The organism is Chryseobacterium panacisoli, assembly GCF_008274625.1.
Lineage (GTDB): Bacteria > Bacteroidota > Bacteroidia > Flavobacteriales > Weeksellaceae > Chryseobacterium > Chryseobacterium panacisoli.
Window position 1 is genome coordinate 116,965 of the sequence record NZ_VTRU01000006.1, and the last position, 15,454, is coordinate 132,418.

12 protein-coding genes are annotated in these 15,454 nt (G+C 36.7%); 10 read left to right on the forward strand and 2 right to left on the reverse strand.

Going from position 1 to position 15,454, the window contains the following annotated elements; all coding sequences use genetic code 11:
- Window positions 1-48 precede the first annotated feature (48 nt).
- Both FW781_RS19530 and lon read right to left on the reverse strand, forming a co-directional pair.
- The gene (locus FW781_RS19530; protein WP_149388953.1) at window positions 49-1,161 is read right to left on the reverse strand and encodes an AI-2E family transporter; all 1,113 of its coding nucleotides are present in this window, start codon (window positions 1,159-1,161) and stop codon (window positions 49-51) included.
- 207 nt (window positions 1,162-1,368) lie between these two features.
- Window positions 1,369-3,774 carry an endopeptidase La gene (gene lon, locus FW781_RS19535; RefSeq protein WP_149388954.1) on the reverse strand — a complete coding sequence of 802 codons (2,406 nt, stop codon included), beginning with the start codon at window positions 3,772-3,774 and terminating at the stop codon, window positions 1,369-1,371.
- Between the two features lie 260 nt (window positions 3,775-4,034).
- Between lon and FW781_RS19540 the strand changes: the two genes are divergently transcribed.
- The 10 genes from FW781_RS19540 (at window position 4,035) to FW781_RS19585 (ending at window position 15,442) form a co-directional block, all read left to right on the forward strand.
- Window positions 4,035-6,188 carry a peptidylprolyl isomerase gene (locus FW781_RS19540; protein WP_149388955.1) on the forward strand — a complete coding sequence of 718 codons (2,154 nt, stop codon included), beginning with the start codon at window positions 4,035-4,037 and terminating at the stop codon, window positions 6,186-6,188.
- A gap of 129 nt (window positions 6,189-6,317) precedes the next feature.
- Window positions 6,318-7,268 (forward strand): MlaD family protein, encoded by a 951-nt coding sequence (locus tag FW781_RS19545; RefSeq protein WP_149388956.1) that lies wholly within the window; start codon window positions 6,318-6,320, stop codon window positions 7,266-7,268.
- An 8-nt stretch (window positions 7,269-7,276) separates the two neighbouring features.
- A complete protein-coding gene (locus FW781_RS19550; protein ID WP_149388957.1) occupies window positions 7,277-8,614 on the forward strand; it encodes a (Fe-S)-binding protein in 1,338 nt (445 codons plus the stop codon).
- An 88-nt stretch (window positions 8,615-8,702) separates the two neighbouring features.
- Entirely contained in the window at window positions 8,703-9,488 is a 786-nt protein-coding gene (locus FW781_RS19555; RefSeq protein WP_047377320.1) for a (Fe-S)-binding protein, read from the forward strand.
- A gap of 133 nt (window positions 9,489-9,621) precedes the next feature.
- Window positions 9,622-9,831, forward strand: a complete 210-nt coding sequence (locus FW781_RS19560) for a hypothetical protein (protein WP_149388958.1) — start codon at window positions 9,622-9,624, stop codon at window positions 9,829-9,831.
- Between the two features lie 110 nt (window positions 9,832-9,941).
- Window positions 9,942-10,430, forward strand: a complete 489-nt coding sequence (locus FW781_RS19565; protein WP_149388959.1) for a hypothetical protein — start codon at window positions 9,942-9,944, stop codon at window positions 10,428-10,430.
- 97 nt (window positions 10,431-10,527) lie between these two features.
- Entirely contained in the window at window positions 10,528-11,661 is a 1,134-nt protein-coding gene (locus tag FW781_RS19570; protein ID WP_149388960.1) for a glycosyltransferase, read from the forward strand.
- 5 nt (window positions 11,662-11,666) lie between these two features.
- A complete protein-coding gene (locus FW781_RS19575; RefSeq protein ID WP_149388961.1) occupies window positions 11,667-12,920 on the forward strand; it encodes an oligosaccharide flippase family protein in 1,254 nt (417 codons plus the stop codon).
- Between the two features lie 66 nt (window positions 12,921-12,986).
- The gene (asnB, locus tag FW781_RS19580; protein WP_149388962.1) at window positions 12,987-14,885 is read left to right on the forward strand and encodes an asparagine synthase (glutamine-hydrolyzing); all 1,899 of its coding nucleotides are present in this window, start codon (window positions 12,987-12,989) and stop codon (window positions 14,883-14,885) included.
- A 38-nt stretch (window positions 14,886-14,923) separates the two neighbouring features.
- Window positions 14,924-15,442, forward strand: coding sequence for a hypothetical protein (locus FW781_RS19585; RefSeq protein ID WP_149388963.1), 519 nt, complete (start codon window positions 14,924-14,926; stop codon window positions 15,440-15,442).
- Window positions 15,443-15,454: the final 12 nt, after the last annotated feature.

Genomic DNA, 15,454 nt, shown 5'->3' on the forward strand with positions numbered 1-15,454 from the left:
TTTTTATTCTATTTCAAAGCTAGAGATATATTAATTATTACTCATATCCTAATCCATCTCTTTCAAAGTAATATTCTTGGAAATCTTATAGCTTTTCTTTTTCTTATGAGGTCTCGGTTCTTCTCCCAGCAATCTTCCCCAAGGTTTGAGATCATCCACTCTTTCACAGATAATTTTTATAATCGCAATGGCCGGGATACACAGGAACATTCCTGCAATTCCCCAAAGATGTTCTCCCAACAGAATACCAATAAAGGAAAATAAAGCATTAATTTTTACTTTGGAGCCCACAACAAATGGCAGGACAATATTTCCATCTACAGCATGAATGGCAATATATCCCAAAGCAACATAAATACATGTTGAAGGGGTAGAAGTTGCAAAAGCTATAAAACAGGAAATTAAAAGGGAAATAAAAATTCCCAGATACGGAATAACGTTTAATAACCCGGTAAGAACTCCCAAAAGAATAGCATATTTCACTCCCAGAATTGTAAGAAGAATGGAGGTAAGAATGGATACAATAATCACCTGAAGAAAAAGTCCGAAGATGTATTTCTTGGTCATGATACGAATCTCATTTACCGCTTCCTGTACGCTTGATTTATGTCTTTCGTTGAAGACGGTAACAATAAAATTATTTAAAAGCCTTCTGTAATTTAAAATAAAGATAAAAAATAGGGTGAAAAATATAATAAAGCCAAATCCCGTGGAGAAAATTCCAAAAGTAAATCCTAAAATAGCGCCTGAAGAAGACAGAAGTTTACTCAATCCCTGATTGATATAATCTACCTGTTCATCTACTTTCACATTGAATGTTTTGGAAACCCAGTGCTGCAGGCCCTTGAAAACAGTTGTAAACTGCTCACTGAGATGAGGAAGATCCTTACTGAAGTCTGATAGCTGATTGGTGAAAAAGTAAATAATTCCGCCTAAAATGATCAACATAATGAACACCGAAGTCATTGTGGACATTGATCTTGGGAATCTTAACTTTCTTTCCATAAAAGTAGCCGCCGGCAAAAACAGCATATCCATAAGGAATGCAAGAAAGAACGGAGCCAAAATACTCTGTCCTAATGCCAGAAGATAGCCAAGACCGATGATAGAAATTACCACAAGTGTAAGCTTGACAAGGAAAGGAAGTCTAAGAAAATTCATAATCTAAAAATCTGCAGTGTGGAATAAAAATAAGAAAACCCCTCTGAATTGAAAAGCTTTTTATTCAATCCTTCAGAATTTTATTCTATTGTATCAAATTTTATTCCATGCAGCCAGGAGAAGAATGTATTTGTTTACAAAACAGAAACACGCCCTGATGCTCAGAACGTGTTTCCTTATTGAGAAGTTAATATGTTATAAATTGTTTTATTCTTCAATGGCGATGTCAATGACTTCTTCCATTCTGTTGACGTAATGTACTTTCAGGTTTTTTAAATAATCTTTTTTGATCTCTTCCACATCTTTTCTGTTGGCTTCACAAAGAATTACATCCTTAATTCCCGCTCTTGTAGCCGCAAGAAGTTTTTCTTTGATTCCCCCTACAGGAAGTACTTTTCCTCTTAGAGTAATTTCTCCTGTCATAGCAAGATGGGGTTTTACTTTCTTGTTTTTAAAAGAAGAAACCATTGAAGTCAGCATGGCAATACCTGCGGATGGTCCGTCCTTAGGGGTTGCTCCTTCCGGAACGTGTACGTGAATGTTTTTCTTGTCCATTTCCTCCTGAGGAATTCCCAGTTCGTCATGCTTAGCTTTAATATATTCAAGTGCAATAGTAGCAGATTCTTTCATTACTGTCCCAAGGTTTCCGGTCATCGTTAATGCCCCCTTTCCATTGCTTAAAATACTTTCAATATAAAGAATGTCTCCGCCTACGCTTGTCCAGGCAAGACCTGTTACCACTCCGGGTACTCCTGTAATTTCTGATAAGCTTTTCGGTCTTGGGACTCCAAGGATTTCATCTACTTTTTCAAGCGAAATTTTTGGATCATATTCTTTTACCAAAGCTGTCTGAAGCGCTACCCATCTTCCAACGGCAGCAATTCTTTTTTCCAAGGTTCTTACACCGCTTTCCGAAGTGTGGGCTTCTATAATATGCTTAAGCTCTGCATTTCCAAGTTTGAATGATTTTGCATCCAGACCATTTTCCTCCTGCTGCTTCCTGATTAAGTGTCTTTTTGCAATCTCAATCTTTTCCTCCAAAGTATAACCGGCAATCTGAATGATCTCTGTTCTGTCTAAAAGAGGAGTCTGTATTGTTGAAAGAGAATTGGCTGTAGCAATAAACATCACTTTTGACAGGTCATACCCCATCTCAAGGAAATTGTCATAGAAAGATTTATTTTGTTCAGGATCAAGAACTTCTAGTAATGCTGAACTTGGATCCCCATGAAGACCCTGCGCGATTTTATCAATCTCATCAAGGACGATTACCGGGTTTGAGGTACCGGATTTTTTGATCGACTGCAAAATTCTTCCTGCCATAGCACCGATATACGTTTTTCTATGTCCGCGGATCTCACTCTCGTCATGCAGGCCACCTAATGACAGTCTCACATATTTTCTTCCCAAAGCATCTGCAATAGACTTTCCTAAAGAAGTTTTACCAACTCCCGGAGGGCCTACCAGCAATAGAATAGGAGACTTCATGTTGTTTTTTAATTTTAAAACAGCCATGTGTTCCAAAATTCTCTTCTTGATATCTTCCAGTCCAAAGTGAGCCTTGTCAAGCACTTTTTCTGCTTTTGCAATATCAAAAATATCTTTTGTATACGTTTCCCACGGAAGATCTGTAAAGAAATCAAGATAATTTCTCTGTACATTATAGTCCGGAGAATTAGGATTCTGGCGTTGAAGTCTGCCGATTTCCTTCTGGAAATGCTCCTCTACTTCCTTGCTCCATTTTTTGGTTTTAGCCTTGGCAAGAAGATCTTCAACATCACTTTCAGGCCCTCCGCCCAATTCTTCCTGAATGGTTCTGATCTGCTGATTCAGGAAATATTCCCTCTGCTGCTTGTCAAGATCCTTTGAGGTTTTCTGATGAATCTGGTTTCTTAATTCCAGTTTTCTGAAATCTTCATGCATCATTTCGTAGCACTGATTAGCTCTTATCATCAGATTTTTCTCTTCAAGAAGCTTTTGTTTTGCTATTGAAGAAAAATTAGCATTGGTGCATATGAAATTAAGAAGATCATCATTGTTATTGATGTTTTTGATCGCAAAATTGGCTGCATTAGGAATATTCGGGTCAAGTTCAATGATCTTTAAAGCAAGATCTTTGATGTTCTCAAGCAATGCTTCATATTCCTCCTGGTTTTTGGGACGTGTATCTTTTAATTTTGATATTTCTGCCCTGAAATACGGCTGGTTTTCAATGATCTTTTTAATCTTGAATCTATGGAAGCCTTTCGTGATTGCTGTAATATTTCCTTCCGGAAGCTTAATGATCTTAATGATCTTTGCCAATGTACCAGTGGCATATATATCTTTTTCGGCAGGCTGCTCCATATCCGAATTTTTCTGGCTTACAATTCCAATGAAATCTCCGTTCTTCTGTGCTTCCTCAAGAAGCTGTATAGAGGTTTTTCTCCCGGCAGTAATAGGAATTACCACATTGGGGAACATTACCATATTTCTTACGGGAAGTATAGGGAATATTTTCTGTTCGGAATTTTTATCAGTCTCAGCGAAGTCGGAAAGATTGATTTCTTCAGCTACGATATCAAATCCGTCACTGATCATTTCTTCTAAACTAATATCTTCAAATTCTGTCATAGTCAATCGAATGACAAATTGTCATTTTCGTTTTTTATCGTTAAAGGGATTTTTTATAATATGCTCTGAAAACGTGTGGCATATTATAATATTCTAAAAATGCACAATACTTATGCCATTTGTTTTTTACTTAAAAATACGGTCAAAATTTCCTTTTTTAGATAATCTTTGCATTAAAAATCAAAATAAAGCAGTTCTGTTTCTGTAATTTCTTAAAAATGTGTATTTTCGCAAACTGATAAAAAACTATAATTTATAAAATGGCAATTTTAGGACAGATTAGGAGTAAGCCTTGGCTTTTAATGGGAGTAATAGCCCTAGCGCTTTTGGCGTTCTTGGTGAACCCCGATAGTATCGACAAGGTTTTTGGTAAGAATCCTGACGTTTTAGGAAAAGTAAATGGTGAGAAAATCACCCGCGAAGAGTTCAATGATCAGCTTTTCGTGTTGCAGCAGCAGGCTGATCAACAAGGTCGTCCGAAAAGCGGTCTTGAAGAGCAGGCTTGGCAGTTACTTGTACAATCTAAACTTATCAAACAACAGTTTGAGAAACTAGGTTTTGAAATGAATGATGATTATTTCTGGAATCAGATCCAGTATGATCAGATGTTTGCTCAGAATCAGCAGTTCTTTGATGAGAAAGGTAATTTTAAAACTCAAGAGCTTAAAAAAGAAATTGAAACATTAAAAAACACCAATCCTGAAGGATATAATCAATGGTTGAAAACTAAAAAGACGATTGAGTACAGACTAATGGCAAGACAGGTGTTTACCAATATTTCAGCAGGTGTCACTACCGGTAAGAAAGAAGCAGAAGAATTGATGAAGCAGAGAGATCAGCTTGCAGATATCGACTTTGTGAAAGTAGATTATGCAGCGTATCTTCAGAAAACAAAGGTCAATGTTACAACACAGGATCTGGCAGACTACATCAAGCAGCACCCTGTAATGTTTAAAGCTGAACCAAGCAGAAATATCGGTGTCGTATATTTTCCATCAAAACCTAGTGCAGCAGATGATGCAGCAACTTTGAAAGAAATTACAAAATTATATTCAGGAGGTACAGATGCAAGCGGAGGTACTGAAAACTTCCAGAATACGAAAAACGATTCTATGTTTGTAATGGCAAATTCTGATGCGCCATTCAATCCTCAGTATATGAATCCTGCTCAATTGCCTCCAACGATCAAAGATCAGATCACAGCAGCAGCAGTTGGTCAGACTTTTGGTCCTTATAAAGAGCAAGATGTTTATGTAGTTTCTAAACTTGTAGGCAAAAGAGCTTCAGATTCTACTTTATCAAGACATATCCTTATTGCATTCAAAGGAAGTCCTGCAGGTGAAGGGGTAACAAGATCTAAAGAGCAGGCTAAGAAATTAGCAGACTCTATCGGTGCTATCGTAAAAGCAGCTCCTGCTAAATTTACAGAATTCCTTAAGCTTTCCAGCGATCCGAATTCTGCAGCACAGGGAGGTAGCTTAGGATGGACAACTCCGGAAACGCCTTTCGTACCTGAATTCCTTGCTTACCTTGCAAGCAATCCTAAAGGAGCTACTGGTGTAGTAGAAACACAGTTTGGTTACCATATCATCAACATTGAAGATAAAAAATCAGGATCAATGGGGTATAAAGTTGCCAACCTTGTGAAAGCAATTAAACCTTCAGATGCTACTGAAGCTGAATCAGATAAAAAATCAAGAAAATTCATTCAGCAGGTTCAAGGGAAATCTTTCAACGATTTCGTGAATATCGCTAAAAAAGGAAATTACCAGTTCTCAAATCCAAAAGCGGCAAAAAGGTTTGAAGGTCAGATTCAGGGCTTAGGAACTGAAAAAGACTCAGAAATTCTTACTTGGGCTTTTGATAAGAAAAGAGAGAAAGGAGATACTGAATTATTTACTGTAGATGGAACAGGTGATAAAATTGTAGTTTATCTGAACGGAAAACAGGATGCAGGTCTTGCTGATCCGGAATCTGTAAGAGATCAGATCGAAGTTATCGTTAAAAATAAATTGGCTGCAAAACAAATTTCTGATAAGATTACAGCAGCAAAAGCCTCTAGCTTAGATCAGATTGCTAAATTATTCGCAGCTCCAAAACAATCTGCTCAGGTAAATCTATTGAATCCTTCAGTAGCTGGCGCTATGGAGCCTAAAGTTGCCGGTGCAGCATTCGGTATTGCAAAAGGTAAGCTTTCTAACCCGGTTGAAGGAGGAACAGGAGTTTATGTTTTGATCAAAAAATCAGAAACTATAAACAAACAACCTGGAGATCTTAAGCAGTTTACAGAATCTCTTACTCAGAGAAGTTCTGGAATGTTCGGGCAGGCTTGGATGAAAAGTCTTCAGGATAATGCAGATATTGAAGATTTTAGAATTGAAATCTGGGGTAAACTTGGAAATCAGCAACAATAAGAAATTCATTTCAATGATATAAAAAGCGACAAATTTTTTTGTCGCTTTTTTTTGTATTTAACGCAGAACAATATTGGAAAAGATTTATTTAAAATGTGTTATATTTGCTTATTAGAAAAAAATTAGCAAGTGAAGTTCAGTAAAGAATTAAAAGCTGGTGTGATCACACTTCTGGCTATTGTAGGCTTTGTGGTGTTGTTTCAGTTTATGAAAGGGAAAAGCCTTTTTACTACCGACAATATATTTTACGCAAAATATGACAATGTAGAAGGTCTGGCGCAGTCTGCGGCGGTTTCTATCAACGGATTGAAAGTAGGGCAGGTGGATAAAATTATTCCTCTGACCTCAAAAGACGGTAAAATTAATTTTGTTGTAAAAATTACAGTAGATAACAAATTTGAGTTTTCAAAAAATTCATCATTAGAAATTTTTGAGCCAGGATTAATGTCCGGCAAAGAGATGAGAGTAAACCTTATGTATGGTGGCCCGACTGCAAAAGACGGCGATACCCTGAAAGGTGCTTTCAAACTGGGAACACTGGGAAGTCTTTCTTCTCAGGTAGGTCCGGTAAAAGATCAGCTGCAGGTTGTTCTGCATAGAGTCGACTCTTTAATGGCTAATGCCAATCTGCTTGTTGATGCACAAAACAGAGCTGAGATAAAAGCTTTATTATCCAACCTTAACAAAACCGTAGGAGCATTACAGACTACAGCAGGAAGTGTAAACAACCTCGTAGGACACAATGACCCTAAACTGCAGAAAGTATTGGACGATGCAAGCCTTACGATGCAGAGTGGAAAAGTGACGCTGGATAAATACGGAACTCTGGCTCAGAGCATTGATACTAAACAGTTGAATGCAACGATCGCCAATCTGGATGCTACAGTGGGTAAATTGAATCAGGTGATTGGTGGAATAGACAAAGGAGAAGGAAGTTTAGGTAAACTGATGAAGGATGATCAGCTTTACAATAATCTGAACTCTGCATCTTCCAACCTGAATACATTAATCGAAGATATGAAAGCGAACCCGAAGAGATATATAAATTTCTCGGTTTTCGGTAAAAATAATAAAGACTAATACACCTTATGCAGTACATCGATAACATTATTTTCCTGATTTTATTAGTGGCCGGATTTGGGTTGTTTGCCAAAAGCCTGCTGAAGATTTATAGAAATATCAGGTTGGGTCATGAAATCAATAGAAACGACAGAAAAGGAGAACGTTGGGGAACTATGGCTCGTGTGGCAATGGGACAGAGTAAAATGACAGCACGTCCTGTTGCAGGAGTTTTACACCTTTTTGTATATGTAGGTTTTGTGATTATTAATATTGAATTAATAGAAATCGTTGTTGATGGAATATTTGGAACACATCGTTTCTTATCAAGCATTTTAGGACATACATTTTATAACTTCTTTACCGCAACGCTGGAGGTTTTAGCTCTTTTGGTGGTAATTGGAGTTGTCATTTTCTTTATCCGTAGAAACTTTTACGGAGTGAAAAGATTGACGATGAAAGAACTTTTCGGATGGCCGAAAAATGATGCAAACTGGATTTTGATCATTGAATTTGCCTTAATGATGGCATTCTTTATGATGAATGCTTCAGATTTTATTTTACAGGCTAGAGGTGTTTTTCCAGAACATGGAAGCTTCCCGATTAGTGAAATGACATTTGTTCCGTTTTTGGAAATCTTCAGTTTTGATAGCGGATTTTTGATGTTCACAGAAAAAGGTGCCTGGTGGTTTCACTTTGTAGGAATTCTTTTCTTCATGAACTATCTTTATTACTCAAAACATCTGCATATTATCCTTGCATTTCCAAGTACATGGTATGCAAATCTTGATAAAAAAGGAAAATTCAATAATCTTGAGTCTGTAACAAAGGAGATCAAATTAATGATGGATCCCAATGCAGACCCTTATGCTGCACCAGCTGAAGGAACGGAAGCTGATGTACCTTCTAAATTCGGTGCTGAAGATATCTTTGACCTGAACCAGGTACAGCTGCTTAATGCTTATTCATGTACAGAATGCGGACGTTGTACTTCCGTTTGTCCCGCTAATATTACCGGTAAAAAGCTTTCTCCGAGACTGATCCTGATGAAGACAAGAGACAGGCTTGAAGAAGTTGGAAGAAATATTGATGCCAACGGAAAATTCGTTGATGACGGTAAAAAACTGCTGAACGACTATATCACAAAAGAAGAGCTTTGGGCTTGTACAACATGTAATGCATGTACAGATGCTTGTCCGGTATTGCTTGATCCACTTTCCATTATTTTTGAAATGAGAAGATTCCTGGTAATGGAACAGTCTGCTGCTCCACAGGAACTGAATCTGATGATGACCAATGTGGAAAACAATGCAGCCCCATGGCAGTACAATCAGGCTGACCGTCTGAACTGGGCATCCGAAAACTAGATAATTAATCAATTTGTAAATTTGAAATTGATACAATTCCACATCATTTCAAATTTACAAATTCTCACATTTTCAAATTGAAAAAGAAATGGATTTCAATATAAAAACAATGGCAGAATATGCTGCCGAAGGAAAGGCCCCGGAAGTTTTATTTTGGGTTGGATGTGCGGGAAGCTTTGATGACCGTGCTAAAAAAATCACAAAAGCATTTTGCAAGATATTAAATAAGATAGGGGTAGAATTTGCAGTTTTGGGACAGGAAGAAAGCTGTACCGGAGATCCAGCAAAAAGAGCAGGAAACGAATTCGTTTTCCAGATGATGGCTCTTACCAATATCGAAGTATTGAATGCTTATGAAGTAAAGAAAATCGTAACGGCTTGCCCACACTGTTTCAATACTTTGAAAAATGAATATCCAAGTTTAGGCGGACACTTTGACGTAGTACACCATACTCAGTTCCTTAAAACCTTAATGGAAGAAGGAAGACTGAAGATTGAAGGAGGTGCATTCAAAGGGAAAAAAATAACTTTCCATGATCCATGTTATCTGGGACGCGCCAATGACGAATATGAAGCCCCAAGAATGCTTCTTGAAAAGCTGGACGCAGAGCTTGTAGAAATGAAGCGTTGCAAAACCAACGGACTTTGCTGTGGAGCAGGAGGTGCACAGATGTTTAAAGAACCTGAAAAAGGAAATAAAGACATCAATATCGAAAGAACAGAAGAAGCTTTATCTTTTGAACCAAAGGTAATTGCTACAGGATGCCCTTTCTGTAATACCATGATGACGGATGGTGTAAAACACTTTAACAAAAATACCGAAGTTGCCGTAAAAGATATCGTTGAACTTCTTGCTGAAGCAGAAGATTTATAATTGTAATCTTATACAGGTTTATGAAGGTAGAATGGAGGCTCTCTTTTTTGTTTATTATTTCGATACTGGCTGCTCTTACATTTTGGAATTATCAAAACAGAGTATATGATTGGGATATGCCGAGTTATTTAGGATGATCGCAGTAGTATTTTGGCGTTCTAAAGATGCGTGGGTAAGAATGATTTCAGTACTTTTCCTGGTAAATGTGTACATCAAATTCTTTTTCTTTCCGCAGTCGGCAGCATTAAGGTTTTTCTTCCCGTTTATTTTCCCGCTTTTCATTATGATGCTCTATGTGCTGAGTAAAAAATACAATGATCTCAGACTCGAGAAAATTACGTAATTTTGTCTTTAAAATGATAAGGATTTGAAATCACGGTTACAGTAATATGCTGTTCAATAATCAGAATTGAACGTGATGACACAATTTCTTGAAAAATAAATACTTACATTATGAAAATCGAAGAATCTAATATTGTAGAAACCAACGACTACAGAGTCATTATATATCCGGCTTCAAGACCTTTTGAAACGAAAGAAGCAAAAGCGATTACTGAAAAACTTTTTGATTTCCTTGCTACTTGGGCTGCTCATGGAAAACCACTTTCTTCTTCATTTAAAATTGAAAAGAATCAGTTTATTGTGGTGTGTGTAGATGAAGAAAAAGAAATGGCTTCAGGATGCAGCATTGATGCTTTAGGAAAGGTAATGAGAGAAATTGATGAACAATATCAATTGGGGCTTTTCGACAGAATGAAAGCCAGTTTTGTAGAAAATGGTGAAGTGAAGACTTTAAAGCTGATTGATTTTAAAACGAAGTTGAGAAACGGAGAGCTTTCAGACGATATTCAGGTTTTTGACTTCTCAAAGAATACCTATCTTGATTTTTTGAGCCACTTCCTTCTTCCTTTGGAGAAAAGCTGGGCGGCTTCTGTAAAATAAACGCTATTTAAGCTAATATGCTGAATAATCATAAAGTGGGAACCTGTTTCTCACTTTTTTGTTTTAATGTATATTTGTATAGATTCGAGTAAGACTAATGCCTAAAGTACTTTTTTTAACGACATCCCACAGCTATAATGATGACCGTATTTTTTATCATCAGGCGAAAGCTCTTAGAGATAACGGGTATGAAGTAAAAATATGCAGTTTATATGCAGCGTATGAGGGAGTTATTGACGGAATTGAAATAGAGTCCTATGCTGTTCTTGAAGAAAGTACGGAAAAGAAAATGGAAACATTCCGTAAGGTTTGTGAAAATTTTAAACCCCAGATTATTATTTGTTCCGAACCTCTTGCTGTAGTGGCTTCAAAGAAATTTGTAAAAGAACATGATGCAAGCTGTATCTATGACGTTACAGAGTGGTATCCTTCTATGTCAATGCTTCAGAAATACCCTTTTCCAGCTAATATTATCCAGGCCGTTAAGTTTTCTCTTATTCAGTGGTATGCAGGGTTTTTAAGCACCCACTTTATTTTTGGAGAAACCACCAAAAAGTTTCCTTTAGCATATTTTTTTTGCTTTAAAAAGCAGATGATACTTCCCTATTACCCAGATCCTGTTTACATTCATGAAAACATAAAAAAACTTGAACCGGGTACCATTACCTTATGTTATACAGGTCAGATTTCGAAAGATAAGGGCATTGGAAATTTTTTCAATGCCCTGGATAGGCTTCGGCAAAAAGTACCGGCACTTCACATTAAGATTTTGATTATTGGATCAACCGTACAGGATAGTGATGAACTTTATTTTTCAGCATTACTGAAGAAATATTCTTTTAATACTATTGAGCTCAGAAAACCTACGACTTTTGAACAGTTTACAGAAGCATTTGCAGAGGCAGATATATGTTTTGATCTTCGGGAAATCAATTTTGAAAACAATCACTCATTGCCGATAAAATTGTTTTACTTTATGGGAGCGGGAAAGCCTGTGATCTATTCAAACTTGAAGGGAATCCGAAAACATATAGGTACACTTTCATTTGGCAGCCTGGTAGATCCACAGAGTGCTGATGCCATTTTGGAAGTTATCCTCAACTATATAAGAAACCCGGAGCTGTATTATGTACATGCTCTTAAGGCTAGGAAAGAATTTGAAGAAAAATATAATTGGAGCATGATAAAACAGTCTTTTGTTGATTTTGTGAAAAGATCTATTGATAAATAATTGCTATGCAGCTTACTATTATTAAAACTTTTGTCTCACGTTTTCTTATTCTGATCCTGAGTTTCGGCCTGGTGATCTATTCTACGAATATGTGGGGAAGTGAAGGGAAAGGAACCATATCTATTGTGGTTGCCAATGCTGCAGCAGTAAGTTTTTTCAGCAGTATCTTTTCAGGGAGCAGTGCGTCCTATTTTGCTTCAAGGTTTAAAATAGAAAAGGTTTTATTATTTGCTTATCTGTGGTCTCTTCTAACAGGGCTTTTAATTCCTTTTTTATTCAGCCTGGCTTCTATTCAGAGTGAATATCTTTTGTATCTTATTGGAATCTCTGTCTTTTCTTCACTGTTATCCACTAATATTAGTTTGTTTATTGGAACACAGGATATTAGGAAGTTTAATGTTTATACTGTTTTACAGCAACTTGTCCATATTATCTTTATCGGAATATTGGTGTACCTGTTTGGTAAAAAGGATGTTTCAGTATACTTTCTTGCACAGATCGGTTGTCTTGTAGTCCTTTTTCTGACCAGTTTTTTTCAGATCATCAAAAAATGCAATATTTCTGAAATATCATTCAGTAAAGAGGTTGCCAGGAATATGTTTGAATACGGCTGGAAAACCCAGCTGAGTGCTTTTGTTCAATTTCTGAACTACAGACTTTCCTTTTATTTCCTGGAATATTTTGAAGGTATTGCCAGTGTAGGAATCTTCTCCATTGGAGTTACTTTTTCTGAAGCTATATGGACAATTACCAGAAGTATTGCTGTGGTTTTATATTCAGATGTGGTTAATAGCAAAAGCAGGGAAGAATCGGTAGAGAAAACGAAGGACTCATTAAAACTGACGTTTATTCTGATGATAGGTTTTGTACTGGGAATCATTATCATCCCGTCACAGGTTTATGAAATTATTTTTGGAAAAGAATTCACCCATACCAAAGAAATCATGCTGCTCTTATCTCCGGGTATTTTTGCCATTGCCGTAAGTGATATGGTGGGGCATTACTTCTCAGGAATGAGGGAGCTAAAGATTCTCAATGTTAAATCAATAGTGGGATTGGCTGTTACGGTGATATTTTCTTTTATTGCCATACCCAGATGGGGAATTTGGGGAGCCTGTCTTGCAACTACATCATCATATCTGGTTTCAGCATTCCTGATGTTCCGGAAATTTTATAGCTCCACTACATTCAGTTTGAAAGATTATATGGTATCAAAAGAGGAAATTCAGCTTTTAAAAGAAAAATTTTTGAAGAAATAATTTATCCTGTTCAGGTACAGAAAACAAAGTCATTTTCCTATTTTTACAATTCTATTAAGTCATATTATGTGCGGAATCAGCGGTTATTATTCATTTCATAAAAGTATTTCCTCTACAAATATTCTGGAAATGAATCAGGCGATCAAACATCGCGGACCGGATGATGAAGGATTCTGGCTGTATGATCATGACCAGGGGATTTCTTTTTCAGGAAATGATTCTACCCCGAAAATTAAAGAACAATTTTCGGTTTTACAGGAAATAAGTTCTAAGATTGCCTTGGGCTTCCGTAGATTATCCATTATTGATCTTTCCGAAAAAGGCCATCAGCCCATGTTTTCAGAGAATGAGCAGATCATTATTACTTTTAATGGGGAGATTTATAATTTTAAAAAACTAAGAAAAGAGCTTGAATCCTTAGGTCATTCTTTCCGAAGCAATTCCGATACTGAAGTTATCCTCAAAGGTTATCTGGAGTGGGGAAATTCAATCTTTGCAAAGCTGGACGGGATGTTTGCAATCTGTATTGCCGATCTTACCACTAAAAAAATTATACTGGCAAGAGACAGAGTAGGAATGAAGCCGCTCTTTTACTATCGAAGTGAGGAAGCGCTGGTTTGGGCTTCAGAAATAAAAGCTTTGTTGAAAAACGAATTTGTAAAACCTGAAATCAACTGGAATGGTGTTTATACCAATTTCCTTTTTCAAACAACATTGGCTCCGCAAACCTGCTTTCAGAATATTTTATCCCTGGAACCTGCTTCTTTTATGACCATTGATTTAGCAGATCAAAAAATCACTAAAGAAAAATTCTGGACATTGCCCTCACCGTCTGTAAAAAATGTTTCGGAAGAAGAAGCTGTAAGGAAAGTAGATGAGCTGCTTTCTGAAAGTATATCAGAACAATTATATGCAGATGTTCCTGTAGCACTGATGATGAGTGGTGGAATAGATTCTACCTTAATTGCTTCAAAATCAAAACCCTTTAACCCGGATATTAATACATACACCATTTCTTACCCGTTTTCTGAAGAAGAAGTGAAAAATGCATCTCTGGCTGCCAGACACTTTGGTGTTTTACATGACATAAAAGAAGTGAGTGATGATGAAGCGTTGGATCAGCTTAAGGAAAATATCCAGCATTTTGAAGAACCCTACAGCAGTTTTGAAGTCTTGATTAATGCTGCAAAATATGCCCATGATAAAGATTTTAAAGTGGTATTAAGCGGAAATGGTGCTGATGAACTCTTCGCCGGTTATTCCCATACCTTGAAGCTCAATAGATGGCTCTTGATGAGGAATTTTAATTTTGTAAGACCTTTTATTTTTACAAAAGATAAATTTTCACAACGGGTAAAAAACTACTTTTCTCAGGATAATATGTTTGATTTTTTTCGGCAGAGCCAGATCAGCATGATGCCTCTTGAAGCTAAAGCTCTTATCCAACCGGGTATTTATGCAAAAATTGACTTGAGGCTTTCAAAATACCATGCTTCGGAAGCAAAAAATTATTGCGGGTATTTTGAATATGATATGAAATATTCACTGTCTTCCCATCATGTATTTCGGGATGATCTGAGTGCGATGAAATACAGTGTGGAATTTCGTTATCCTTACCTGAGCAACAGCCTGATCAATTACGTTGCTTCACTGCCTGAACATATTAGATTTAATGGGATTAAGAATAAGCCGTTACTGCGTAAAACAGCTGAAAAATATCTCCCCGAGTCTGTTTTGAATATGCCTAAAAAAGGGTTTTCCTTTCCTGTTTACTATTTCATCAAAAATGAAAAAAGAGTGAGAGATTTCATTGCTGAAAATCTTAATAGTTTAAAAAAGAGAAATTTTTTCAACACTGCAGTGATTGATGATTGGTGGAATCATCAGGAACATGAGTATGACTGGGTGAAAATCTGGCAGCTGGTTACTTTTGAACTGTGGTATCAGAAATATTTTGAAAAATAAAGAAGCAGCCTAAAGATTAATATTTTACCTTTGTATTTATGATGAAATATTTTTGGGGCATACTTGTTGTGGTTTTTACACTTGTAAGTTGTAAAAGTGATGATGATTCTTTACAGAGAATAGATCAGTTACTCAATATCTATGTGAAAAACAGCACTGGACAGGATCTGCTGAACAATAAAAAGACCGGATCTTATACCGGGTTTTCCGTAAACGATTTTTTTGGAACTAAAGATATTGCTCCGGTAAGCATTTCGTTAAGAATGACAACAGATTCATTGTTCTATATGGAGTATCTGGCAGGAGCTAAAAGAAGAAGACTGGATTCTATAAGCCCTGATAATCCGGGGACAGGGAATTCCTACTATTCCAGAATGCAGATTACGTATACAAAAAGCACTAATGTAGCTGATAATGTGGTTGATACTTTGGAAATTCAGTATCGAAATACACCAACGGTATTCCAGGTTTCAAAAGTTTTGTATAACAGCGTTCCGGTGTTTTCAAAAGATGCTGATGCACCAACATCCATAAATACCATCACGGTCACAAAATAATTTTTAAATTTG